24 protein-coding genes and 1 tRNA gene are annotated in these 23464 nt (G+C 65.7%); 19 read left to right on the top strand and 6 right to left on the bottom strand.

Features of this window, described 5'->3' with window-relative positions:
- The first annotated feature begins 1 nt into the window (after position 1).
- The 3 genes from ACMVY4_RS16805 to ACMVY4_RS16795 are packed head-to-tail and all read left to right on the top strand — an operon-like array spanning position 2 to position 4062.
- Entirely contained in the window at positions 2-1609 is a 1608-nt protein-coding gene (locus ACMVY4_RS16805; RefSeq protein WP_416897141.1) for a carboxyl transferase domain-containing protein, read from the top strand.
- Between the two features lie 7 nt (positions 1610-1616).
- Entirely contained in the window at positions 1617-3632 is a 2016-nt protein-coding gene (locus tag ACMVY4_RS16800; RefSeq protein ID WP_416897140.1) for an acetyl-CoA carboxylase biotin carboxylase subunit, read from the top strand.
- A gap of 4 nt (positions 3633-3636) precedes the next feature.
- Positions 3637-4062, top strand: coding sequence for a VOC family protein (locus tag ACMVY4_RS16795; RefSeq protein ID WP_416897139.1), 426 nt, complete (start codon positions 3637-3639; stop codon positions 4060-4062).
- A gap of 7 nt (positions 4063-4069) precedes the next feature.
- Here ACMVY4_RS16795 and ACMVY4_RS16790 read toward each other — a convergent pair whose 3' ends face one another.
- From ACMVY4_RS16790 to ACMVY4_RS16780, 3 genes are read right to left on the bottom strand one after another with little or no spacing between them, the layout of a single operon-like run.
- Positions 4070-4399, bottom strand: coding sequence for a TraR/DksA family transcriptional regulator (locus ACMVY4_RS16790; protein WP_416897138.1), 330 nt, complete (start codon positions 4397-4399; stop codon positions 4070-4072).
- A 37-nt stretch (positions 4400-4436) separates the two neighbouring features.
- On the bottom strand, positions 4437-5171 hold the full coding sequence (gene fliP, locus ACMVY4_RS16785; RefSeq protein ID WP_416897137.1) for a flagellar type III secretion system pore protein FliP: 735 nt from the start codon (positions 5169-5171) through the stop codon (positions 4437-4439).
- Positions 5168-5446 (bottom strand): FliO/MopB family protein, encoded by a 279-nt coding sequence (locus tag ACMVY4_RS16780; RefSeq protein ID WP_416897136.1) that lies wholly within the window; start codon positions 5444-5446, stop codon positions 5168-5170. Before ACMVY4_RS16780 ends, fliP begins: the two co-directional genes overlap by 4 nt.
- A gap of 213 nt (positions 5447-5659) precedes the next feature.
- On the opposite strand from ACMVY4_RS16780, the gene flgB reads away from it, so the two are divergent.
- The 8 genes from flgB (at position 5660) to recA (ending at position 12143) form a co-directional block, all read left to right on the top strand.
- Positions 5660-6073: a flagellar basal body rod protein FlgB gene (flgB, locus tag ACMVY4_RS16775; RefSeq protein ID WP_416897135.1), complete on the top strand. Its 414-nt coding sequence runs from the start codon at positions 5660-5662 to the stop codon at positions 6071-6073.
- Between the two features lie 26 nt (positions 6074-6099).
- Positions 6100-6507 carry a flagellar basal body rod protein FlgC gene (flgC, locus tag ACMVY4_RS16770; protein ID WP_416897134.1) on the top strand — a complete coding sequence of 136 codons (408 nt, stop codon included), beginning with the start codon at positions 6100-6102 and terminating at the stop codon, positions 6505-6507.
- Between the two features lie 31 nt (positions 6508-6538).
- Complete coding sequence (locus ACMVY4_RS16765) at positions 6539-6865, top strand: flagellar hook-basal body complex protein FliE (RefSeq protein WP_416897133.1); 327 nt, start codon at positions 6539-6541, stop codon at positions 6863-6865.
- 15 nt (positions 6866-6880) lie between these two features.
- Positions 6881-7159 (top strand): flagellar biosynthesis protein FliQ, encoded by a 279-nt coding sequence (gene fliQ, locus ACMVY4_RS16760; protein WP_416897132.1) that lies wholly within the window; start codon positions 6881-6883, stop codon positions 7157-7159.
- Between the two features lie 6 nt (positions 7160-7165).
- Positions 7166-7930, top strand: coding sequence for a flagellar biosynthetic protein FliR (gene fliR, locus ACMVY4_RS16755; RefSeq protein WP_416897131.1), 765 nt, complete (start codon positions 7166-7168; stop codon positions 7928-7930).
- 3 nt (positions 7931-7933) lie between these two features.
- Positions 7934-9028, top strand: a complete 1095-nt coding sequence (gene flhB / locus ACMVY4_RS16750) for a flagellar biosynthesis protein FlhB (RefSeq protein ID WP_416897130.1) — start codon at positions 7934-7936, stop codon at positions 9026-9028.
- Positions 9025-10881 carry an ATP-binding protein gene (locus ACMVY4_RS16745; RefSeq protein WP_416897129.1) on the top strand — a complete coding sequence of 619 codons (1857 nt, stop codon included), beginning with the start codon at positions 9025-9027 and terminating at the stop codon, positions 10879-10881. The genes flhB and ACMVY4_RS16745 overlap by 4 nt, the downstream gene beginning before the upstream one ends.
- A 161-nt stretch (positions 10882-11042) precedes the next feature.
- The gene (recA, locus tag ACMVY4_RS16740; protein WP_416897128.1) at positions 11043-12143 is read left to right on the top strand and encodes a recombinase RecA; all 1101 of its coding nucleotides are present in this window, start codon (positions 11043-11045) and stop codon (positions 12141-12143) included.
- Between the two features lie 23 nt (positions 12144-12166).
- Here recA and ACMVY4_RS16735 read toward each other — a convergent pair whose 3' ends face one another.
- On the bottom strand, positions 12167-13072 hold the full coding sequence (locus ACMVY4_RS16735; protein ID WP_416897127.1) for a class I SAM-dependent methyltransferase: 906 nt from the start codon (positions 13070-13072) through the stop codon (positions 12167-12169).
- Between the two features lie 188 nt (positions 13073-13260).
- On the opposite strand from ACMVY4_RS16735, the gene alaS reads away from it, so the two are divergent.
- From alaS to ACMVY4_RS16710, 5 genes are all read left to right on the top strand, one after another.
- On the top strand, positions 13261-15903 hold the full coding sequence (gene alaS, locus ACMVY4_RS16730) for an alanine--tRNA ligase (RefSeq protein WP_416897126.1): 2643 nt from the start codon (positions 13261-13263) through the stop codon (positions 15901-15903).
- A 3-nt stretch (positions 15904-15906) separates the two neighbouring features.
- Complete coding sequence (locus ACMVY4_RS16725; protein ID WP_416897125.1) at positions 15907-17082, top strand: cyclic nucleotide-gated ion channel; 1176 nt, start codon at positions 15907-15909, stop codon at positions 17080-17082.
- A complete protein-coding gene (locus ACMVY4_RS16720; protein ID WP_416900336.1) occupies positions 17082-17474 on the top strand; it encodes a VOC family protein in 393 nt (130 codons plus the stop codon). Before ACMVY4_RS16725 ends, ACMVY4_RS16720 begins: the two co-directional genes overlap by 1 nt.
- Positions 17471-18439, top strand: a complete 969-nt coding sequence (locus ACMVY4_RS16715; RefSeq protein ID WP_416897124.1) for a branched-chain amino acid ABC transporter permease — start codon at positions 17471-17473, stop codon at positions 18437-18439. Before ACMVY4_RS16720 ends, ACMVY4_RS16715 begins: the two co-directional genes overlap by 4 nt.
- A gap of 103 nt (positions 18440-18542) precedes the next feature.
- Positions 18543-18619: transfer RNA gene (locus ACMVY4_RS16710), tRNA-Met, on the top strand.
- Positions 18620-18824: 205 nt separating this feature from the next.
- Here the strand turns inward: ACMVY4_RS16710 and ACMVY4_RS16705 are convergent.
- A complete protein-coding gene (locus ACMVY4_RS16705; protein ID WP_416897123.1) occupies positions 18825-18971 on the bottom strand; it encodes a hypothetical protein in 147 nt (48 codons plus the stop codon).
- A 30-nt stretch (positions 18972-19001) separates the two neighbouring features.
- Between ACMVY4_RS16705 and ACMVY4_RS16700 the strand changes: the two genes are divergently transcribed.
- Positions 19002-19436: a hypothetical protein gene (locus tag ACMVY4_RS16700; RefSeq protein ID WP_416897122.1), complete on the top strand. Its 435-nt coding sequence runs from the start codon at positions 19002-19004 to the stop codon at positions 19434-19436.
- Between the two features lie 366 nt (positions 19437-19802).
- Here ACMVY4_RS16700 and ACMVY4_RS16695 read toward each other — a convergent pair whose 3' ends face one another.
- Positions 19803-21203 (bottom strand): helix-turn-helix domain-containing protein, encoded by a 1401-nt coding sequence (locus ACMVY4_RS16695; RefSeq protein WP_416897121.1) that lies wholly within the window; start codon positions 21201-21203, stop codon positions 19803-19805.
- Positions 21204-21356: 153 nt separating this feature from the next.
- Here ACMVY4_RS16695 and ACMVY4_RS16690 point away from each other — a divergent pair, with 153 nt between their 5' ends.
- Together ACMVY4_RS16690 and ACMVY4_RS16685 are read left to right on the top strand one after the other, a co-directional pair.
- The gene (locus ACMVY4_RS16690; protein ID WP_416897120.1) at positions 21357-22226 is read left to right on the top strand and encodes an FAS1-like dehydratase domain-containing protein; all 870 of its coding nucleotides are present in this window, start codon (positions 21357-21359) and stop codon (positions 22224-22226) included.
- On the top strand, positions 22223-23461 hold the full coding sequence (locus ACMVY4_RS16685) for a CoA transferase (RefSeq protein ID WP_416897119.1): 1239 nt from the start codon (positions 22223-22225) through the stop codon (positions 23459-23461). Before ACMVY4_RS16690 ends, ACMVY4_RS16685 begins: the two co-directional genes overlap by 4 nt.
- Positions 23462-23464: the final 3 nt, after the last annotated feature.

Genomic DNA, 23464 nt, shown 5'->3' with positions numbered 1-23464 from the left:
CATGCCGGTGCTGAAATCCGAGATCAACACGCGGTCGGACGCCTTCAAGGGCAACGCGGAATTCTGGCGCGGCGAGGTCGGCCGCCTGAAGGAGCGGGTGGCCGAGATCAAGCAGGGCGGCGGCGAGCGCGCCCGCAAGCGTCATCTCGAGCGGGGCAAGATGCTGCCGCGGGAGCGTATCCGGGCGCTTGTCGATCCCGGTGCGCCGTTCCTGGAATTCAGCCAGCTGGCCGCTTTCGGGCAATATGACGGTGAGGTCCCCTCGGGCGGCGTGATCACCGGCATCGGCCGGGTCTCGGGGCTGGAATGCGTCATCGTCTGCAACGACGCGACGGTGAAGGGCGGCACCTACTACCGCGAGACCGTGAAGAAGCACATCCGGGCGCAGGAAGTGGCGCTGGAGAACAACCTCCCCTGCGTCTACCTGGTCGATTCCGGAGGCGCGAACCTGCCGCAGTGGCCCGATGTCTTCCCTGACAAGGAGCATTTCGGCCGCATCTTCTTCAATCAGGCCAACATGTCGGCGGCCGGCATTCCGCAGATCGCGGTGGTCATGGGATCCTGCACCGCCGGCGGCGCCTATGTCCCCGCCATGTCCGACGACGCCATCATCGTCCGCCAGCAGGGCACCATCTTCCTGGGCGGCCCGCCGCTGGTGAAGGCGGCCACGGGCGAGGTCGTCTCAGCCGAGGATCTCGGCGGCGCCGACGTGCATTCGCGCACATCGGGCGTCACCGACCATTACGCCATGAACGACGCCCACGCGCTGGCCATCGCGCGGAACATCGTCGCCAATCTCAACCGGACCAAGCCGGGCTCGATCACCGTCCGCGAACCGCAGGCTCCGGCCTACGATCCGGAGGAACTCTACGGCGTGCTGCCCAAGGATGTGCGGCAGCCCTATGACGTCCGCGAACTGATCGCGCGCATGGTCGACGGCTCGGAATTCGACGAGTTCAAGAAGCTCTACGGTCAGACGCTGGTCTGCGGATTCGCCCGCCTGCTCGGCTATCCGGTCGGCATCGTCGCCAACAACGGCATCCTGTTCTCCGAGTCCGCCATGAAGGGCGCGCACTTCATCGAGCTCTGCAGCCAGCGGCACATTCCTCTGATTTTCCTGCAGAACATCTCCGGCTTCATGGTCGGCCGGAAGTACGAGGCCGGCGGCATCGCCAAGGACGGTGCCAAGCTGGTGACCGCGGTCTCCACGACAAAGGTGCCGAAGTTCACCATGGTCGTCGGCGGCTCCTACGGCGCAGGCAATTACGGCATGTGCGGGCGCGCCTACGGGCCGCGCTTCCTGTGGATGTGGCCCAGCGCCCGGCTGGCGCTGATGGGACCGGAGCAGGCGGCGGGCGTGCTGGCGACGGTTACCCGCGCCAACTACGAACGCCAAGGCAAGGAATGGTCGGCGGCCGATGAGGCGGCCTTCAAGCAGCCCATCATCGACCAGTTCGAGGAACAATCGGACCCGTATTTCGCGACCTCGCGCCTTTGGGACGACGGGCTGGTCGATCCGGTCGACGCCCGAATGACCCTCGGGCTCGCGATCTCGGCGGCGCTGAACCGGCCCGTTGAGGATACGAAATTCGGCGTCTTCAGGATGTGAGGCGGACATGGCCCTTTTCGACAAGATCCTGATTGCGAACCGCGGCGAGATCGCCTGCCGCGTGATCAAGACCGCCCGGCGCATGGGTATCCGTACCGTCGCCGTGCATTCCGACGCCGACGCCAATGCCATGCATGTGCAAATGGCCGACGAGGCCTGCCGCATCGGCGAGGCCGAGGTGACGAAGAGCTATCTGCTCGGCGATGTCATCCTGGAGGCGGCGAAGCGCACCGGCGCGGGCGCCATCCATCCGGGTTACGGCTTCCTCTCCGAGAACGCCGGCTTCGCCGAGGCGGTGGAGAAGGCCGGACTGACCTTCATCGGCCCGACCGCCGATTCCATCCGCAAGATGGGGCTGAAGGACGCCGCCAAGGCGATCATGGAAAAGGCCGGCGTGCCGGTCGTGCCCGGCTATCACGGCGACGGTCAGGACCCGGACGATCTCGCGGCCGAGGCCGAGCGGATCGGCTATCCGGTGCTCATCAAGGCGGTCGCCGGCGGCGGCGGCAAGGGCATGCGGCGCGTCGACAAGGCGAAGGACTTCGCCAAAGCGCTCGAAGGCGCGAAACGCGAGGCGAAGAACGCCTTCGGCGACGAGCGCGTGCTGATCGAGAAGTTCCTGGTCAAGCCACGCCACATTGAGGTGCAGGTCTTCGGCGATACCCATGGCAACGCGGTGCATCTGTTCGAGCGCGACTGCTCGATCCAGCGCCGCCACCAGAAGGTGATCGAGGAGGCGCCGGCGCCGGGCATGCCGGTGGCCATGCGCCGCGCCATGGGCGAGGCGGCGGTAGCTGCGGCGAAGGCCATCGACTACCGCGGCGCGGGCACCATCGAGTTCATTGCGGACGTGTCGGAGGGGCTGAAGCCGGACCGCTTCTACTTCATGGAAATGAACACGCGCCTGCAGGTGGAGCATCCGGTGACGGAACTGATCACCGGTCGCGATCTGGTGGAGTGGCAGATCCGCGTCGCAGCCGGTGAGGCGCTGCCGGCCGGACAGGATGCGCTGTCGATCCACGGCCACGCCATGGAAGCGCGCCTCTATGCCGAGAACCCGGCGCGGATGTTCCTTCCCGCGACGGGCCGCCTCGACATGCTGCGCTTCCCCGAGGAAGGCGAGGGCGTGCGGATCGACACCGGCGTCCGCGAGGGCGACAGCGTCACGCCGTTCTACGATCCGATGATCGCCAAGGTGATCGCGCACGGAAAGGACAGGGCGGAGGCCGCGCGCAAGCTGGCCGGCATGCTGGAACGGACGCGCGTGGTCGGGCTGACGACCAACGTCTTCTTCCTGCACCGGACCGTGACACACCACGCCTTCGACGCCGCGGATCTCGATACCGGCTTCATCGAGCGGTTCCAGAAGGATCTGGTGCCCGCGGCGCGCGGACCGGAAGCGGCCGACATGGCGCTTGCCGCGCTTGCCGTTCTGGCCCAGCGCGCCGCCGACCGGCGCAGTGCTCATGATGCGGACCCGTTCAGCCCGTGGGACCAGACCGGTGGCTGGCGGCTGAACGATGACGGGCACGAGATCGTGCACCTGCGCCATGGCGAGGACGAGACCGAGGTTGCGGTGCGCTATCAACGCGGCGGCGGTATCCGGATCGAGGCGGCTGGCGAAAGCTTCCAGTCGAGCTATGTCATGGAAGCGCCGGGCGAACTGGTGGCCACCCTCAACGGCGACCGCTCCGGCGTCTCGTTCCTGCGCAAGGGGCAGGCGCTGACGCTGGTGCGTGAGGGCGCATCGATCGCATTCGAGATCGTCGATCCGATGGAAGCCGATCTCTCCGACGAGGGCGCGGGCGGCGCGATCACGGCGCCGCTGCCGGGCAAGATCATCAAGCTGACGACCGAGACCGGTGCGAAGGTGAAGAAGGGCGACGCCCTGATGATCCTGGAGGCGATGAAAATGGAGCACACCATCTCCGCGTCTGCCGCCGGCACGGTCGCCGAGGTGAACTACGGCGAGGGCGACCAGGTCGAGGAAGGCGCGGTGCTGATCGCGCTGGAGACCGAATAGGGCGGTGGAGCAACGCTTCACCCTGTTGACGCTCGGCGTGGCCGATCTCGGCCGCAGCATTGCCTTCTACGAGGCGCTGGGCTGGAAGCGGTCGATGAAGGGGGTGAACGGCGTCGCCTTCTTCCAGTGCAACGGCGTCGCCTTCGGCCTCTATCCGCGCGGGGACCTGGTTTCCGACACCGGTCTCGAGGACGGCGGCGCGGGGTTCCGAGGCGTTTCAATTGCCTTCAACACCCGCACGAGGAACGAGGTCGCCACCGTTCTCGACGAAGCTGTGTCGGCTGGCGGAACGCTGATCAAGGCGGGTCAAGACACGCCCTGGGGCGGCCATGTCGGCTATTTCGCCGATCCTGACGGGCATCTGTGGGAAGTGGCCTGGAACCCGGCCTTCCCACTCGACGAAGCGGGGAATGTGACGCTGCCGGACTGACGCCCGTTCAGGCGTTGGCGCAGTCGATACAGCGGGGCGTGGCCGGATCGACCTCCAGCCGCTTTTCGGAGATCTCCTCGCCGCAATCGAGGCAATAGCCGAACTCGCCTTCGTCGATCCGCGCAAGCGCCGCATCGATGCGGCGAAGTTCGGCGGCGCGTTTCTGCTCCGAGGCCTTGGCCATTTCCTGCTGCTGCATCGCGTCCATGCGGCTGAGGCGCCCGACCTTGGTCTGGTCCAGCTCGACGGCGCGCCGGGAGTCGGAGGACATCCGGCTGAGTTCGGCGATCGCCTCGCGCCGCTCCGTCAGCACCTTCAGATAGTGTTTCGTATCCATGGACGGATTGGACACGGCAAGGCGGGACGCCGCAACCCTAGCCGCCGCCAGTGAAACTCCTGACCAGACTGACCGCGACGAGGTTCCAGCCGTCGACCAGCACGAAGAAGATCAGCTTGAAGGGCAGGGAGATGATGATTGGCGGCAGCATCATCATGCCCATCGACATCAGCACGCTGGCGACGACCATGTCGATCACCAGAAACGGGATGAAGAGCAGGAAGCCGATCTCGAAGGCGCGTCTCAGTTCCGAGATCATGAAGGCCGGCACGAGCGCCTGAAGCGGCGTCTGCTCCGGCGTCAGGCCGTCTGTGTTGATGCGGCCAAGTTCCAGGAACAGCGACAGATCCTTCTCGCGGACATGGGTCAGCATGAAGTCGCGAAGCGGTCCGGAGGCGCGGTCGAAGGCCTCGCGCTCCTCGATCTCACCGTTCAGCAGCGGCTCGATGCCCCGGTCCCAGGCGGCCTCGAAGGTCGGCGCCATGATGAAGGCGGTCAGGAACAGCGCCAGCGAGATGATCACCACGTTGGGCGGCGTCGTCTGCACGCCGAGCGCCGAACGCAGCAGCGACAGCACGATGACGATGCGGGTGAAGGAAGTGACGACAACCAGGATGGCCGGCGCCAGGCTGAGCACCGTCATCAGGGCGATCAGCTGCAGCACGCGGCCGGTGAAGTCGCCGCCCTCGCCGAGGTCGATGTTCACTTCCTGCGCGCCGGCGCCGGCCGGCAGCAGCAGGAGCGTCAGGATGAAAAGAGGTCGCCAGATCATGCCGCGCCGGGCTCCCGGGGCTCGATGCCGCTCTCGATGACGGTCTCGGCGGTCGGGCTGATGATCAGCAGATGCTCGCGGTCGTCGCGGCGGATCAGAACCAGCTTCCGGCGCGTATCGACCGCCTGGACGGCGACGACGGCGAGGCGGCCGCCGCCCGCGCCGCTGACCTTCGGCGCCAGGCCGAACCGTCGGGCCGCCCATGCCGCGCCGGCGATCAGGCCGACCACGACGGCGAGCGCCGCCAAAAATCTGAGATAGTCGAGGGTTTCCATTCGTGCGCCGGCCTTCTGCCAATCCGTGATCGATGACGGGGAGATTCTCTCCCGCGGACGGGCCCAACCTGACGGCTCATGGTTAAGGATCGGATAACGCGGCGCGGCGCCAACCCGGCGATCCTTACCCATTGTTAATCATTTCAGCGGAAAGTCGGCGATATCGGCAGGGCGGATTCCGCCCGGCGTCATTCGGACAGGTTCGGCACAGGCATGTTTCTGAAAGACATCTCCATATTCAATGCGCTGACGCGGAACATGGAATGGCTGTCTGCGCGCCAGAAGGTGCTGTCGCGCAACATCGCCAATGCCGACACCCCGGGCTTCGTTGCACGGGACCTGGAAAAGCTGTCGTTCCGGGATCTGGTGCACCAGCCGAACAACAACATGCGCACGGCCAGGACCAGCGGCATGCATATCGCGCCGAACAACGAGGCGACGGACGGTTTCCGCCGCGAGAAGGTCGGCACGCTGGAGACGACCCCGAACGAGAACACCGTGGTGCTCGAGGACGAGATCATGAAGGTCAACGAGAACCGTATGGCATACGACCTCGCTGCCTCGATCTACCGCAAGCACGTGCAGATGCTGAAGATGGCCATCGGCGGTCGTGGCGGCGGCGGATAATGGCGCCGGGCTGGCAGGAGTAGACAATGGATCTTGATCGCGCACTGGTGACATCGGCCTCGGGCATGCGGGTGCAATCCGCACGCATGCGGCTGATAGCCGAGAACATCGCCAACGCCAATTCCAGCTCGACGGTGCCGGGTCAGGACCCGTTCCGGCGCAAGGTGATGACCTTCCGCCAGGCGTTGGACGGCGTCAGCGGCGCCGAGACGGTCGAGATCCACAAGATCACCAGCGACAAGTCGCCCTTCCGCGAGAAATACGATCCCGGCAACCCTGCCTCGAACGCCCAGGGCTACGTGAAGCTGCCCAACGTGAACCCGCTGATCGAGATGGCCGACATGCGGGAGGCCCAGCGCAGCTACCAGGCCAATCTGACGGTCATCGAGACCGCCAAGCACATGATTTCCCGCACGGTGGACCTGCTCCGCTGATGCGCTGCGGACCTGACAAGGAGAACGCAAGATGGACGTGACGCTGCAGAATGCGGCCATGGCCTATGGCAAGGCCGTTTCCAGGGGTGGCGACGCCGCGCCGGAGGCCTTGCCGGGCGCGGAGAATGCCGGAACGACCACGACTTCATTCGCAGACATGCTGAAGGCAGCCGGCGAGAGCGCCTCGGGCGCCATTCAGCAGGCCGAACAGGTCGGCATCCGCTCGAACGTCGAGAAGGTCGAACTGACCGACGTCGTTCAGGCGGTGAACAATGCCGAGATCGCCCTGCAGACGGTCGTCGCCGTCCGCGACCGGGTGGTCGAGGCCTACCAGCAGATCATCCGCATGCCGATCTGACCGGGAGGTCCCGCCATGACCCCCGTGGAAGTCGTCGATATCGGCCGGGAGGCCATCTGGGTGCTGTTGAAGACGGCCGCGCCCGTCATGTTGATCGCGCTCGGCGTCGGCCTGCTGGTCTCGCTGTTCCAGGCCCTGACGCAGATGCAGGAGATGACGCTGGCCTTCGTGCCGAAGATCATCGCCATCTTCATCGCGCTGGTCGTGCTCTCGCCCTACATGATCGGCGAGCTGACCGGCTTCATGGAGCAGATTTCCTTCCGGATCGCCGATATCGGCCCCGGCAGCGGGTAACCTCCCGTGCTGACGGAACTTCTGCCGGCGCTGACCTTCGCCTACCTGCTGGTCTTCGCGCGCGTCGGCGCCATCCTCATGGTGATGCCCGGCTTCGGCGAGCCCTACATCTCGCCGCGGGTCCGGCTGGTCATTGCGCTGGCCCTCGCGGTGATCGTGCAGCCGGTTGTCGGTCCCACGCTGCCGGCGGTGCCGCCACAGCCTGTGGAGCTTCTGCCCCTGATCGGCGGCGAGGTCCTGATCGGCGTCTTCATCGGCGGCGCCATGCGCCTGCTGGTCTCGGCGCTGCATGTCGCCGGCATCGTGATCTCCTTCCAGTCCAGTCTTGGTTTCGCGCAGTTCTTCGATCCGGCCCAGGGCAGCCAGGGCGCGTTGCTGGGCAGCTTCCTGACGATCATGGGCATGACCCTGATCTTCATGTCCGACATGCACCATCTGATGCTGGCGGCGGTCACGGACAGCTATGTGATATTCCCGGCGGCCACGATTCCGCCGATGGACGATTTCGCCCGGATGGCCACCCAGGCCGTGGCGGGCAGCTTTCTGGTCGGCATCCAGATTTCGGCGCCTTTCATCGCCTACGCGCTGATCCTCTATATCGGCATGGGCCTGGTGAACCGGCTGATGCCGCAGATGCAGGTCTTCTTCATCGTCATGCCGATGCAGATCACGCTGGGCCTGCTGCTGTTCATGATCACGCTGGGCGCCATGGGCATCTGGTTCCTCGAGCACTTCGAGGAAGGCGTGATGCAGTTCATCGTGGGAGGCTGACGGATGGCTGATTCCGATCAGGATCCCTCGCAAAAGACAGAAGAGCCGACAGACAAGCGAAAAGCGGATGCCCTGAAGAAGGGTCAGGTCGCCAAGTCGCAGGAAGTCGGTCACTGGTTCATGATGCTGGGTATCGCCGGCACGCTGATGATCCTGATCGGCCATGCCGGCAGCACCATGCTCGGCGGGTTGAGTGCCTTCGTGGCCAGCCCGGACCAGATCGCGATCTCGTCGGGCGGCCTGCAGAACCTGCTGATCGTCGTGCTGGAGCAGCTGGCGGTCGGGATCCTGCCGATCCTGCTGGTGCTGGCGCTGGTGGCTGCTGTCGGTTCGATGATCCAGCATCCGCCGATCTTCACCACCGAGAAGCTGAAACCGCAGCTGTCCAAGATCTCGCCCATCGCGGGCTTCAAGCGGCTGTTCTCGTCCCGGTCGCTGATGGAGTTCGCCAAGGGCATCGCCAAGCTGGCTCTGGTGGCTCTGGTCGCCTTCTCGCTGATCTGGCCGGACATGAACGCGCTGCCGCAGCTGATGGCGGTCGAACCGCTTCAGGTCATGGAGTTCGTCCGGGACAAGTCGGTGATCATGGTCGGCGGCGTGATGGCGGTGATGACCGTCGTCGCCGCCCTGGACTTCGCCTACCAGAAATACAAGACCCACCAGGACATGAAGATGTCCCGCAAGGAGATCAAGGACGAGCAGAAGGAGTCGGACGGCGATCCGATGATCAAGCAACGCATCCGCCAGCTTCGGCAGGAACGGGCGCGCCGGCGGATGATGGCGGCCGTGCCCACGGCGGACGTGATCATCGCCAACCCGACCCACTTTGCCGTGGCGCTTAAATACGACATGGACACCATGGCTGCGCCGGCCTGCGTGGCCAAGGGCGTGGACGCCGTCGCGCTGAAGATCAGGGAAGTCGGCGAGGAGAACGGCGTGCCGGTCATCGAGAATCCGCCGCTGGCCCGCGCCCTGCACGCCACGGTGGAACTGGACGAGCCGATCCCCGTGGAGCACTATCGCGCCGTGGCCGAAGTCATCAGCTACGTCATGCAGTTGAAGAACCGCTACAGCGCGGGCGGAGCCGGAACCCGATGAGCCAGCGAACGGAATCGGCATTCGAGGGACGGGAGGTCTCCGGCAGCGGCCGCGGGACCGGACTGGGCGTCGTGATAGGTCTGGCCGTCCTCATCGCCGGGTCGCTGGCCGTACTGGCCGGCTGGATCGCGCTGCGTCCGTTGACAGTCGGCGGCATCGGACTGGCGGCGGCAGTGCTGATACTTGTTTCCTTCCTGCTGGGACGCGCCCGCGCCGCACGCCCCGCTGCGGCGGTCGCGCCGCCGGCGCCCGCGCCGGCCGCGCCCGAGCCTGTGGTGGCCGCACCCGCCGAAGCGGACCGCATCGCCGAGCTGGAAACCGCCGCCCGCGATCTTGCCGAGGCGCTCGACCATGACCGGCGGCTGGCGGAGCAGGTGCGGGAAAACGCGCCGTTCGGTCTCGTCCATGTCGACGCCAAGGGCGAGATCGTCCGTGCCAACGCCGCCGCCCAGCGGATTCTCGGCTACCGGGAAGAACTGGTCGGCCGGCCCTTCACGGGGCTGTTCTCGCCCGATGTGCGGTCGCAGGCCCAGGCGGCGCTTTCGGCCTCGATCGGAGGCAAGGGCGATCAGGCGTCGACCGATCTCGCCATTTCCGGCGGGGGCCGGATCGCGCTGGTGCATGGCGCGCCGCTCAAGGGACTGGGCGATGATCTCCGCGCCGTCTTCTTCATCACCGACGCCACTGATCAGCGCAGCATGGAGGCCCAGTTCTCGCAGGGTCAGCGTATGCAGGCGGTCGGTCAGCTGGCCGGCGGCGTCGCGCACGACTTCAACAACCTCCTCACGGCGATGATCGGCTTTGCAGATCTGCTGCTGATGCGGCACCCGCCGGGCGACCCGTCCTACACCGACATCGTCCACATCAAGCAGAACGCCAACCGCGCGGCGGCGCTGGTCCGGCAACTGCTCGCCTTCTCCCGCCGCCAGACCCTGCGCCCGAAGGTGCTCAATCTCACCGACGTTCTGACCGATATCTCCGAACTGCTGCGCCGCCTGATCGGCGAGCACCTCAATCTGCGCCTGGTGCATGAGCGCGACCTCTGGTTCGTCAAGGCGGACCAGGGCCAGATCGAGCAGGTGGTCACCAACCTGGTCGTGAACGCGCGGGACGCCATGGACGCCGGCGGGACGGTTTCGATCAACACCGCCAACATCACCCTGACGCAGGAACGCCGCGCCGGCGACGAGACCGTGCCGCCCGGCGATTATGTCGAGATCACGGTCGCCGACACCGGCACCGGCATCACCGACGAGAACCTGTCGAAGATCTTCGAGCCCTTCTTCACCACCAAGTCGATCGGTCACGGGACCGGGCTGGGGCTGGCCACCGTCTACGGCATCGTCCGTCAGACCGGCGGCTTCGTGGATGTCGAAAGCGAGCTTGGAGTCGGCACCACCTTCCGCATCTTCCTGCCGCGGGTCGATGACGACAGCTCCCGCGGGGCCGAGCGCACGCGCCGGAACGCTGTCGATCTGACCGGCAGCGGGACCATCCTGCTGGTCGAGGACGAGGACGCCGTGCGTCTGTTCGCGGCCCGCGCCCTGCGCAACAAGGGCTACGAGCTGATCGAGGCCGAGAGCGGCGAGGCGGCGCTGGAAATCATCGAGAGCCGCGCCGAGGAGATCGACCTCATGATCTCCGACGTGGTGATGCCGAACATGGACGGGCCGACCCTGGTCCGCCACGCCCGGGAACGGCGTCCCGATATCCGGGCTGTCTTCATCTCCGGCTATGCCGAGGAAGCCTTCCGGCGCAGCCTCGGCGATGACCTGCAGGATGTCGATCTTCTGCCCAAGCCGTTCAGCCTCAAGCAACTCGCCGCGAAGGTGAAGGATCAGCTCGAAGGCTGATTCGGGCGGGCGGGGGCGCCCGTGTTGCGGAACATCGCCGAAACATTTCCGGATTTCATCGCGATTTCATGGGCTTGCAGACTGCTTGCAACATGAGAACAAAAATCGTACATTGGCCGAGTTGCACAGGGCGCACGGGCTGTGAATGATGGGAGTTCAGCATGTCGCAATCGGCTCTACGGCTAATCGAGAAGGGGACTTCGGACGTGGGTGAAAAATCGAAGGCGCTCGACGCCGCTCTCGCACAGATCGAACGCGCCTTCGGCAAGGGTTCCGTCATGCGGCTGGGGCAGCAGGAGGCGATGAGCATCGCCTCGATCTCCACCGGTTCGCTCGGCCTGGACATTGCGCTGGGCATCGGCGGCCTGCCCAAGGGCCGCGTGGTCGAGATCTACGGGCCGGAGAGCTCGGGCAAGACGACGCTGACCCTGCACGTGATCGCCGAGGCCCAGAAGAAGGGCGGCGTCTGCGCCTTCGTCGACGCCGAACACGCGCTGGATCCGTCCTATGCGAAGAAGCTGGGCGTCAATATCGACGAACTGATCATCTCCCAGCCCGACACCGGCGAGCAGGCGCTGGAGATCGCCGACACCCTGGTGCGCTCGGGCGCCATCGACGTGGTGGTGATCGATTCGGTCGCCGCGCTGGTGCCACAGGCGGAGCTGGAAGGCGAGATGGGCGACAGCCATGTCGGCCTGCAGGCGCGGCTGATGAGCCAGGCGCTGCGCAAGCTGACCGCCTCGATCAACCGCTCCAACTGCATGGTCATCTTCATCAACCAGATCCGTCTGAAGATCGGCGTCATGTTCGGCAGCCCGGAGACGACCTCGGGCGGCAATGCGCTGAAGTTCTACGCTTCGGTGCGTCTGGATATCCGCCGCATCGGCGCGATCAAGAACCGCGACGAGGTGGTCGGCAACCAGACGCGGGTCAAGGTGGTGAAGAACAAGGTCGCGCCACCGTTCAAGGTGGTCGAGTTCGACATCATGTACGGCGCGGGCATCTCCAAGACCGGCGAACTGCTGGACCATGGGGTGCGCATCGGCGTCGTCGACAAGGCGGGATCCTGGTTTTCCTACGGCGATCAGCGGATCGGGCAGGGGCGTGAGGCGGCGCGGCAGTTCCTGGCCGAGAACGTCGATGTCGCCGAGGCGATCGAGGCCGAGATCCGCCGCAATGCCGGCCTGCTGCAGGATGCGATGACCACCGGGCCGGACGCCGATGATGACGGCGATGACGCCGGAGAGGCCGCCGCCGGCTGACCGGACCCGGCGCGCCGCAGCGCTCAGTTCAGTTCGTTGCGGCGCTTCTCGACCTGAAGCCGGCAGACCAGCAGGTCGCCGGACTTCATCAGGTTGATGCGGGACTGCCAGTGCTCGACCAGCGCCAGCAGCGCCTGCAGCATTCGGGGCTGCTGTTCGTAGCGGGCAATGCGTTCCACAAGCTCCTTCCAGACCGAGAAGCGCTCGGTCAGTTGGGTGAGCATCCGCTCCGTCAGATCCTCCATCAGGACCGGAATGAGGCCCAATTCGGTGAGCATCCGCTGTTCCTCGGCCAGCGAGGAAAGATGCGGCAGGTCGGGTTCCATCGTTGACTTCATCTGCCGTGCCACCTCGTCGCGGGCCTTTTCGTCGGCGACAAGGAACTGGGTCGGGATGAACTGCCCGCCGCGGCGCAGGGCGCGCTCGAACTTGCGGTAGAGGAATTCGCGCTCGTCAAAGCGGTGCAGGATCAGCCGCGCGAGAACCAGATGATACTTGTTCGGCGACAATTCGACGTTGGCCACGTCGACGGGGCCGATCCGCGCGGGTTTCAGATCGGGCGTGTCGCGCAGCAACTGGTCGCCCGCGGCCGCCCGCCGGCGGTCCGGCTCCAGCGCCGTCAGCTGCACCGAATATTTCTGGACGAGTTCGACCACCGGCGCCCCGGTCTCGACGCCGAGCAACAACGTCACCATGCCGAACGGGTTCTCGACCGGCTGGGCGAAGCCGCCAAGGGGATCGGCCTCCATCGGCAGGGTCCGGCCCTCGCCGAAGATCAGATGGCTGACCTCGACATCGGGCTCGTAGCGGCACTTGAGCGTCCGGCGCACGGTGTTGCGCTCGGTGGTCTCTGCGCGCCGGTCCGACGGCTCGATCTCATAGCCTTCCCACCAGGCCTTGAATCTGTGTTTGAAACTGGCGGCCGCCATGCCTGTCCTGTCCGGGGTCCGTAAGCGCTTGCGGGCACAACCTACCCGCGACCGGGCTAATGTGAGGTTAACCGCTACCCCTTACCGGGCCGGAATCTTTGACACTATCGGCCGCCGAACGCAGATTGGCCGCGCTCCGGCCACCGGCAATCCGCGGGCCGTTCCTTCGCCAGTAGAAGAGGTGTTCCGTGCCTGGCGGCAACGATATCCGCAAGACGTTCGTCGATTATTTCGCGGCCAACGGCCATACCCATGTGCCGTCGTCCCCGCTCGTGCCGCATCAGGATCCGACCCTGATGTTCACCAATGCCGGCATGGTTCAGTTCAAGAACGTGTTCACGGGGCAGGAGAAGCGGGATTACAGCCGCGCCGTCACGTCGCAGAAATGCGTCCGGGCCGGCGGCAAGCACAACGATCTGGACAATGTCGGCTACACGGCCCGGCATCACACCTTCTTCGAGATGCTCGGCAATTTTTCCTTCGGTGACTACTTCAAGGACCGCGCGATCGAGCTGGCCTGGAACCTGGTGACGAAAGAGTTCGGCCTGCCCGAAGAGAAGCTGCTGGTCACCGTCTATTCCGAAGACGATCAGGCCTTCGATCTCTGGAAGAAGATCGCCGGACTGCCCGAAAGCCGGATCATTCGCATTCCGACCTCGGACAATTTCTGGTCGATGGGCGATACGGGCCCCTGCGGTCCGTGCTCGGAGATATTCTACGACCATGGCGACCACATTCCCGGCGGACCGCCGGGCAGCCCGGACGAGGATGGTGACCGGTTCATCGAGATATGGAACCTGGTCTTCATGCAGTTCGAGCAGCGTTCGCCGGACGATCGCGTCGACCTGCCGCGCCCGTCGATCGATACCGGCATGGGGCTGGAGCGGATCACCGCGACACTGAACGGGACCCATGACAACTACGCGACCGACCTGCTGCGCCGCCTGATCGAGCAGTCGGCGCATGTTTCCAACACCGACCCGGACGGTCCCGGCGCCGCGCATCACCGCGTCATCGCCGACCATCTGCGCGCCAGTTCCTTCCTGATCGCGGACGGCGTGCTGCCTTCGAACGAGGGCCGGGGCTACGTGCTGCGCCGGATCATGCGCCGCGGCATGCGGCATGCCCACATGCTGGGCTGCCAGGATCCCATGATGTACCGCCTGGTGCCGGAACTGGTGTCCATGATGGGCGGCACATTCGAGGAACTGGTGCGGGCCGAGGCGCTGATCTCCGAGACGCTGAAACTGGAGGAGGGCCGCTTCAAGCAGACTCTGGAGCGCGGCCTCAAGCTGCTGGAAGACGAGACCGGCAAGCTTGGCGAGAAGGAGCCGCTGGCCGGCGAGGTCGCCTTCCGTCTCTACGACACCTTCGGATTTCCGCTCGATCTGACCCAGGACATTCTGCGCAACCAGGGCCGGGGCGTCGACACTGACGGGTTCGACACGGCGATGGCGCGGCAACGCGCGGAAGCCCGCAAGAACTGGGCGGGTTCGGGCGAAAAGGCGACCGAGGCGGTCTGGTTCGACGTCCGCGAACAGGCCGGCGCCAGCGAGTTCCTCGGCTACACTTCCGATACGGCCGAGGCGGTGGTCCGGGCGGTGCTGGTCGATGGCGTGCCGGTGGACCGGGCCGAGCCCGGCTGCGAGGTCCAGGTCGTGCTGAACCAGACGCCGTTCTATGGCGAATCCGGCGGTCAGATGGGCGATATCGGCACCATTCGCTCGGAGAAGGGCGCAGTCGTGACCGTCACCGACACACAGAAGCGGGCCGGTGACGTTCATGTTCATTTCGGAACGCTCGACGGCGGTCCGCTCTCGATCGGCGAAGTCGTCTCGGCGGGCATCGACCGCAGCTATCGCGACCGCCTCCGGGCCAACCACTCGGCGACGCACCTGCTGCACCGCGCCCTGCGCATCCGGCTCGGCGATCATGTCGTCCAGAAGGGTTCGCTGGTCTCGCCGGAACGCCTGCGTTTCGACATCTCTCATCCGAAACCGATGGCGCCGGAGGAACTGGCCGCCGTCGAGGCCGACGTCAACGGCATGATCCGCGGCAACGGCGAGGTCTCCACCCGGCTGATGGCGCCGGAAGAGGCAGTCAAGGCCGGCGCGCTGGCGCTGTTCGGGGAGAAATACGGCGACGAGGTCCGCGTGGTCTCCATGGGCGGAATCATGGACCCGAACTGGTCGACCGAACTCTGCGGCGGCACCCATGTGCGCCGTACCGGCGATATCGGGGCCTTCCACATCGTCTCCGAAGGTGCGGTGGCGGCCGGTGTGCGGCGCATCGAGGCGCTGACCGGACAGGCGGCGATCGATCACCTCTCGGCGCAGGAAGAGGCGCTGCGTCAGGTCGCGGGCGCGCTGAAGACGACGCCGCAGGAAGCGGCGGCGCGTGTGGCCCAACTGGTGGAGGAGCGCCGCAAGCTGGAGAAGGAACTGGCCGAGGCGCGCAAGAAGGCGGCCATGGGCGGCGCCGCCGCTGCCGGACCCGCGGCGCGTGAGATCAACGGCATCCGCTTCGTCGGCCAGGTGGCCGATGGCGTGCCGCCGAAACAGCTCAAGGGCATGATCGACGAGATGCGCGGCGCAGGCGGCCCCGGCGTCTATGCGCTGGTCGGCGTCAATGACGGCAAGGCCGCCCTGGTGGTCGGCGTATCGGAGGAACTGCTGGACCGCACCAATGCGGTCGATCTGGTCCGCGCCGGCGTGGGCGCGATCGGGGGCAAGGGCGGCGGCGGTCGTCCCGACATGGCCCAGGGCGGCGGTCCGGACGGGGCCCAGGCAGCGGAGGCGATTGCCGCCGTCGAAGCCGCTTTGGCCGGATAGCGCATGCTGCGCCGGGCGTCGGAGGAAAAGTCGGTCCGGCGGCGTATTTTCGAGATCGTCGAGGAGGCGGCGCCGGGCGACCGGCCCAGCGCCATCTTCGACTGGTTCCTGATCACGCTGATCTCGATCAACATCGCGGCGGTGGTGCTGGAAACGGTGCCCTCGATCCACGACGAGTACGAGATCGACTTCCTGATCGTCGAATGGGTCTCGGTGATCATCTTCACGGTGGAATACCTCTTGCGGCTCTGGGTGGCGCCGGAACATCCCTCGTTGCGGCGCCTGGGACCGGTTCGCAGCCGCCTGCGCTACGCCATCAGCTTCCAGGCGCTGGTCGATCTCGCGGCCGTGCTGCCGTTCTATCTCTCCCACGTCTTCGGCATCGATCTCAGGATCCTGCGCGTGCTGCGTCTGCTGCGCTTCCTGAAGCTGATGCGGTATTCGTCTGCGATGATGACCATGCAGCGCGTCATTTACGACGAGCGCCGGGCCCTGCTGGCCTCGTTGCTGATCATGCTGGGCCTGCTGATCATGGCCTCCACGGCGATGTACTACGCCGAGCACAATGCCCAGCCCGAGGTGTTCGGTTCGATACCGGCGGCCATGTGGTGGGGCTTGGCGACGCTGACCACCGTGGGCTACGGCGATCTGGTCCCCCACACGCTGGCCGGCAAGATGATCGGCGGGGTCGTCATGCTCATCGGTCTCGGCATGTTCGCACTGCCGATCGGCATTCTGGCCACCGGCTTCACCCAGGAAGTCCATCGCCGCGAATTCGTCGTAACCCGCAGCATGGTCGGACGGATCGCCCTGTTTGCCGATTTGCCGCCGGGCGAGATCGCCCGGCTGACGCGGTTGTTCCGCGCCGTCCGCTTTGAGATCGGCACCGCCATCGAACGCCGCGGCGAGGCGGTCGACGAGATCCACTTCATCGCGGTCGGCGAGGTCGAGGTCGTGATGGGCGAAAGCAGTTTCCGGCTGGGGGAGGGTGACGTGTTCGGGGAGAGCGCCCTGCTGAAGCGGGTCGAGGACGACCTGACGGCCATCACCAGCAGCCAGTGCCTGATCATGTCGCTGGACCTTCGCGACATCAATGCGCTGATCACCCGGGAGCCGTCGATCGGCGAGAAACTCGGCGAGATCGCCGCCCGGCGCATCCCGATCGAGACCGACCAGTGATCGCCATAGAAAGACTGGATCATCTGGTGTTGACCGTCGTTTCCATCGAGCGGACGACCGCGTTCTACAACCGGGTCCTGGGCATGGAGGCGATCACCTTCGGCCCGGGGCGGACCGCGCTGCGGTTCGGCCGTCAGAAGATCAACCTGCACGAGGCGGGGCGGGAGTTCGAGCCGAAGGCCGCCCGTCCGACGCCCGGTTCGGCGGACCTCTGTTTCATGGCCGGGACGCCGATGGAAGACATCGTCCGGCACCTGTCGGCCTGCGGGGTCGCGGTGGAGGAGGGGCCCGTGCCGCGCACCGGCGCGGAGCAGCCCGTTCTCTCGGTCTATTTCCGCGATCCGGACGGCAACCTGATCGAAGTCTCCAACACCGTCGACCGCAACGAATGATCCGGCCTGCCTACATGATCGGGCTGGCGCTTGTCGCCGGCGGGTGTGTCCTGCCGTTCGTGACGGAAGGCTACACGATCTATTCGATGACGCGGTTGCTTGCGCTGGCCATCGCGATCGCCGGAGTGAACCTGCTGACGGGCGTTGCCGGCCTCTTCTCCATCGGCCAGAGCGCCTTCTTCGCCCTCGGAGCCTATGCGGTGGGGATCGGCGGCCAGCAGCTCGGGCTCAGCCCCTATCTGTGCCTGCCGCTGGCGGCGCTCTGGGGCGGGTTGCTCGGTTTCGGCTTCGGCTGGCCCGCGGCGCGGCTGAGCGCGGTGCATCTTGCGCTGCTGACGTGGGGGCTGGCGATCAGCCTGCCGAGAGTGCTCAAGTCGACCTGGCTGGAAGACTGGACCGGCGGCGTTCAGGGGCTCTACCTGGAGCGGCCCGGCGCACCCGTCTGGACCGGGCTCACCGACGACCAGTGGTGGTGGTTCGTCACCCTGGCAATCACCCTGGCGGTCTTCGTGATGCTGGACAATGTGCTGCGCAGCCGCTGGGGACGGGCCTTCCGCGCCGCCCGCGACCAGCCCCTGGCCGCCAGTTCCATGGGCGTGCATGTCGGCTACTACCGCGCCCTGGCGTTTGCCGTCTCCGGCGCGGTGACGGCGGTCGCCGGCGCGATCACCGGGCTGCTCGACGACTTCGTCGCGCCCGACGCCTATTCGGTGTTCTTCTCGATCACGCTTCTGGTTGGCGCGGTGGCCGGCGGCATTCACAGTCTTGCCGGTGCGCTGGTGGGGGCGGTGATGCTCGCGGTGCTCTCGTCGCTGTCGCAGGGCCTCTCGCAATACATCGCCTTTCCGATCTACGGCTTCGTTCTGATCGGCCTGATCATGCTGGCGCCGCGGGGCGTGACGCCACAGTTCGAACGCCTTCTGCGATGGCTCTCCGGGCGGTTGACGCAGGGTCGCCGCGGCTGAGGCCGGCGCCTGATACGGGCTGTCACGACAGAGTCATATTTTTCTTTCGGCGGGGGTTCACAAGCACCGGGACAGGGTCTATATCGGCGCTCCGCACCACTGACGCGGGGTGGAGCAGTCCGGTAGCTCGTCAGGCTCATAACCTGAAGGTCGCAGGTTCAAATCCTGCCCCCGCAACCACCAAGACCCTACCGCCGTCTCCCCTGGAGGCGGCGGTTCTGGTTTCCGTGCATGCGTATTCCAGAATGCTTGCCAAGGCTCCGACAAGGACGACGTCCGGCTTGCCGCGCTTCACACCCTTGTGAACCTCGATGTGGTCAATCAGCGAGCGGATAATCTCCATCGCCTATGGGCGTGTCGCTTCGTTGGTGAGCAGATGGCTCTGTTACGTCACCTTGCGGCGATACAGTTCGGCGACGTTCGGGTGGACATGGATCCTCGCCTCGGAACCAGCCTGTTCAAGCTGAACTTCCAATGCCTTCTTCCGGTTCTGCAGTTCCGAGAGTGAGTCGCTGAAATTGCCCTTGCCCATCATGGACTCCTTGCCTCAAGATTAGGGAAGATGGCATCTGCAAACCAGCGGGCTATTCAGATCGCCGGGTTGGCCTATCTTGATATGGTTTGTTCGGGCGTAGGCGATTGTGATTCGGAGGATGCCGGAGTGAAGCTCTTTATTCTGGCGGCTTTGGCCGTCTTGCTTCTGGCGAACTGTTCGGGAAATTCCATGAGTGGAACCGGTCCCAACAGCACTGGCGGAACGTCTTCCGGAACCATCAAGGCCCGTTCGGACGGCAGCTACGCGCTCATTGTCACCGTGAAAGATGGAGTGTGTTCGGCCATCTACAGCAACCCGAAACCAGGTGGCAGCGAACTGCGCCCTCTTGCCTGCAGCAAGGGTCAAACCGGAAATGCGACGGTTCGCTATGATGATGCTGGCGTTCCGGCAACCGCAACGTACGGCGGGTTCAGCATCGGCAGCGGAACCATCACGTTCTGACGTCGGCGGCGCAGGCGTGACGCTGGATCGACGACTACGATCGTCACCGCCCGTACTCGAGCCTCGAATTGCTCACTCCGCGGAAGTACCGTTTGATCGATGTGGAACGCGAACTGCCAGCAGCATCCGCGCCCTAGCGCGCGCCGCAGCCCATCTCGCATCTGCGCTCTCTGATTGAGCGGGACGTCGATTGAACCCGTCGGCTGCGCCCTGTGTGGTCCTTCGTCTGGAGGTGGAGCCCCATCAAGCAATTTGACTGAGGTGGCGTCACGCAGGTTCAGGGATCGGCGTGTTGGTCAGGCGGAAGCCGGTGATCGCGGCGTCCAGCCGCCTGCCCACAATTGCGGCCCGGCGCTCCCGGCGCCGTCAGCTTTCGTAGCGGGTTGCGCCGCGCAGGTTTGTGTCGACGGGGCCTGCCGTAGTGAGTGCGGGCTGGGCGCGCTGGTCGCAGTGCCGCCGCGGACAGATCCGGCAATTGATACCGATCTCGGTCGCATGGGCGGCGGGGAGGTGCATCTCGTCGGCATAGCCGATCTCGCCGGCATGTTCGATCGGGCAGCCGATCGCGATCGCCAGGCGGTTGTCCTGTGCAAGGCGTGTGAAGCTGGGCCGGTCGACGGTGCGCGCGAACACCACGAACTTGCTGGCGTCCGGCATTTCCACCAGCTGCGGCACGATGCGTCCGGGCGTCCGGAAGCATCCATGCACCTCAAGCCGTGGGCAGGAGCCGCCATGCTCGGCCAGATGGAACTTGGTCGAGTTGAAGCGTTTGGTCACGTTTCCGGCCCGGTCGACGCGGAGAAAGAAGAAGGGCACGCCGGTCGCGCCCGGGCGGCGCAGGGTGGCCGCGCGGTGACAGGCCTGTTCGAAGCTGACGCCGAAGCGGGTCGCGAGGTGATCGAAGTCGTATTTCGACCCGCGCGCCTCCGCCAGGAACGCGTCATAGGGCATCAGGGCCGCGGCGGCGAAATAGTTGGCGAGTTCCACCCTGCAACGCGCCTGGCCGCGTTCGTCCTCGATCCCAAACTCCGCCAGCAATTCGTCGAGCAGGCCTTCGTGCTGGACCAGGCAGACGATGTGGAACAGCTGGAAGACACGGTTGGGGTGATCCAGCGCCTCCGACAGCAGCACCTGCCTGCGCTGTGCGTCGTAGCGTCGTAGCGTCTGCGGCAGGTCGCCGGTCGGCGCCAGTTGCACCGCGATCCCGAGATCGTCCCGCAGCTTGCGCTTGATCCAGCTGTAGATCTCGTCGGGCGGGAACATGTCGCCGGCGGTCAGGGCCCGGGCCGCGTCTTCGAGTGGCTCGAAGTGGTTGTCGCGGCGCCGGAAGAACGCATGAACCGATGCTTCGGGCGACAGGTTCACCATGTCCGGCGCGGCGCCGGCCTCGGCGAGGGTCAGGAAGTGCTCGCTGACCGACTGGTATGCGCCGTGGAGCCGCAGGAAGCAGGCCGCCAGATCGGGACTGTGCGCCAGCGCGGCGCGGAGCTGCTGCAGATCGGGGCGGTCCTGCTCGAACAGCGGATCCTGCAAGGCCGCGCGCAGGTCGGCGAGTTGCGTGGCCTGATCGTCTTCGGTGATGTCGCGCCAGTCGACGCGGTACACCTCCAGCAGCTTCAGCAGGACGGAGACGGACACCGAGCGCTCGTTGTTCTCGAGCAGGTTCACATACGACGTGGAGATGCCCAGCAACCGAGCCATCTCGGCCTGGGTCTGGTTGCGCTGCTGTCTGAGGCGCCGGAGCCTGGGACCGATATAGGTTTTCATTCGCCTAGCTTAGTCGATTTTACAATTTTACTGAAATTGAAATCTGTAAAATCCGGCCTTTACAGGCGCACCCGAAATCCCTGGGATTCCAGGTTTACGTATGGGAAGGATCGTCTCCGGCCAACCGGCTGAACCGTTTCAGGGAGGAGACGCGTGAACGCCCATTCCGAGATCGAGGCTTCGACGACCAGGGACCTCAGCGCATGGATCGGAGCGACCGAGACGCGCGAAGGGCGGTTGAACGAGGAGCTTGCTGGGATGCTTGCCGCCGCGACGGGGCATGCCCGGTCGCGCACCGCCGATTGCGGGTCCGGTGAGGCGATGCCAGCGCTCTGGCACTGGGCGGCTTTCCCCGAATTCTCCGCGATGAGCGAACTCGGCGACGACGGTCACCCCCGGCGCGGCGGCTTCCTGCCGCCGGTTCCCTTGCCCCGCCGGATGTGGGCGGGCGGCGAGCTGCGCTTCGATGGTGCGCTGAAGATCGGCGAACCTCTCCAGCGTTCGTCCCGGATCGAGGCGGTCGACGCCAACGAGGGCGGGGCCGGTCCGATGTACTTCGTGCGCGTGCGTCACCGGATCGAAGGCGCGGACGGTCAGATCGACGAACGCCAGGACATCGTCTACCTGAACATCCCGGACCGGTTCCGGGCGCCTAAGGCACTTGTGCCGCCCGCCGCACCGGCTTTCGAGGAACATGTCGAGGCGAGTCCTCAGCGTCTCTTCCGGTTCTCGGCCGCGACGTTCAACACGCACCGGATCCACTACGACCGCACCTATGCGATCGAAGTGGAGAAGTATCCGGCGCTCGTCGTTCACGGCCCTCTGCAGGCCATCCTGCTGATGGAGGCGGCCACGCGTCACGCCGGCGCCGCGCCACGATCTTTCCGCTTCAAGGGAGTGCATCCGATGTTCGATACCGAACCCCTGCGCCTGCTCGGCGTCCGAGACGGAGATGCCTACGATCTCTGCACCGCCACTTCGGATCATCAGGGCCTGGTGGCCCGGATGGAGTGGGTGCAATGAGCGGCGTCCTTCAGGGGATGCGCGTTGTCGAGAGCTCGGCTTTCGTCGCCGTTCCGCTTGCCGGCATGACGCTGGCCCAGATGGGTGCGGACGTGATCCGCATCGATCGTCTCGAGGGCGGGCTCGACATGACGCGCTGGCCCGTCACCCCATCCGGTCACAGCCACTTCTGGGCGGGCATGAACAAGGGCAAGCGCTCGATCGCGATCGACATGAGAGACGCCCGCGCGCGGGAGATCGTGACCGAGATCATCTGCGCACCGGGCCGGGATTCGGGTCTGTTCATGACCAATCTCGCCGTGAAGGGCTGGACGGACTACGAGACCCTGCGGGCACACCGTCCGGACCTGTGCATGGCGGTGCTGAAAGGCGATCGGCACGGACGCCCGGCCGTCGACTACACGGTCAATCCGGCTGTCGGCTTCCCGATGGTGACGGGTCCCGAAGAATCTTCCGAACCGGTTGCGCACGCGCTTCCCGCTTGGGACTGCATCGCCGGCAACATGATCGTCTCAGCGCTGCTGGCGGCGGAACGTCACCGGCTGCGGACGGGTGAGGGCCAGTATGCCGAGTTCTCCCTGAAGGATGTCGCGGCGGCGATGATCGGACATCTGGGCATCATCGGCGAAGTCTCGGTGAACGGGACCAGCCGCGCCAGGGCGGGCAATGCGCTCTACGGCGCCTACGGCCAGGATTTTCCCTGCTACGACGGTCAGCGTGTCATGGTGGTCGGGCTGACCGAACGCCAGTGGGCCAATCTGCTGAAGGTCACCGATACGACCGACAGAATGCAGGCGCTCGCCTCGGAGCTTGGCGTCGATCTGTCCGACGAGGGCGAACGCTGGAAGGCGCGCAAGGCGATTACCGCGATACTTGCGCCCTGGTTCGCGGCCCGGCGTGTCAGGGAAATCGGTCCGATGTTCGACAAGGCCGGCGTGACCTGGTCCGTGTTCCGGACATTCGCCGAAGCGCTGGATCAGGACGATGATTTCTCGACCGCCAATCCGATGTTCAGCGTGATCGACCAGCCCGGCGCCGGACACCACCTGGCGCCTGCATCGCCGGTCACCTTCTCGGGTTCCGAACGTCGGCCGGCATGTCCGGCACCGCGCCTGGGCGAGCATACCGAGGAGATCCTGGCGGACATCGCCGGACTCTCCGACCGGCAGATCGGTTCCCTGTTCGATGCGGGCCTCGTATCGAGCCCGGAAACCGAAATCCGGATGGCGTCGTAGAGG

Source organism: Minwuia sp., from assembly GCF_048007105.1.
Classification (GTDB): Bacteria; Pseudomonadota; Alphaproteobacteria; order Minwuiales; family Minwuiaceae; genus Minwuia.
The sequence above is the reverse complement of the archived record's forward strand: the minus strand, read 5'-3'. Positions and strand labels throughout refer to the sequence as shown.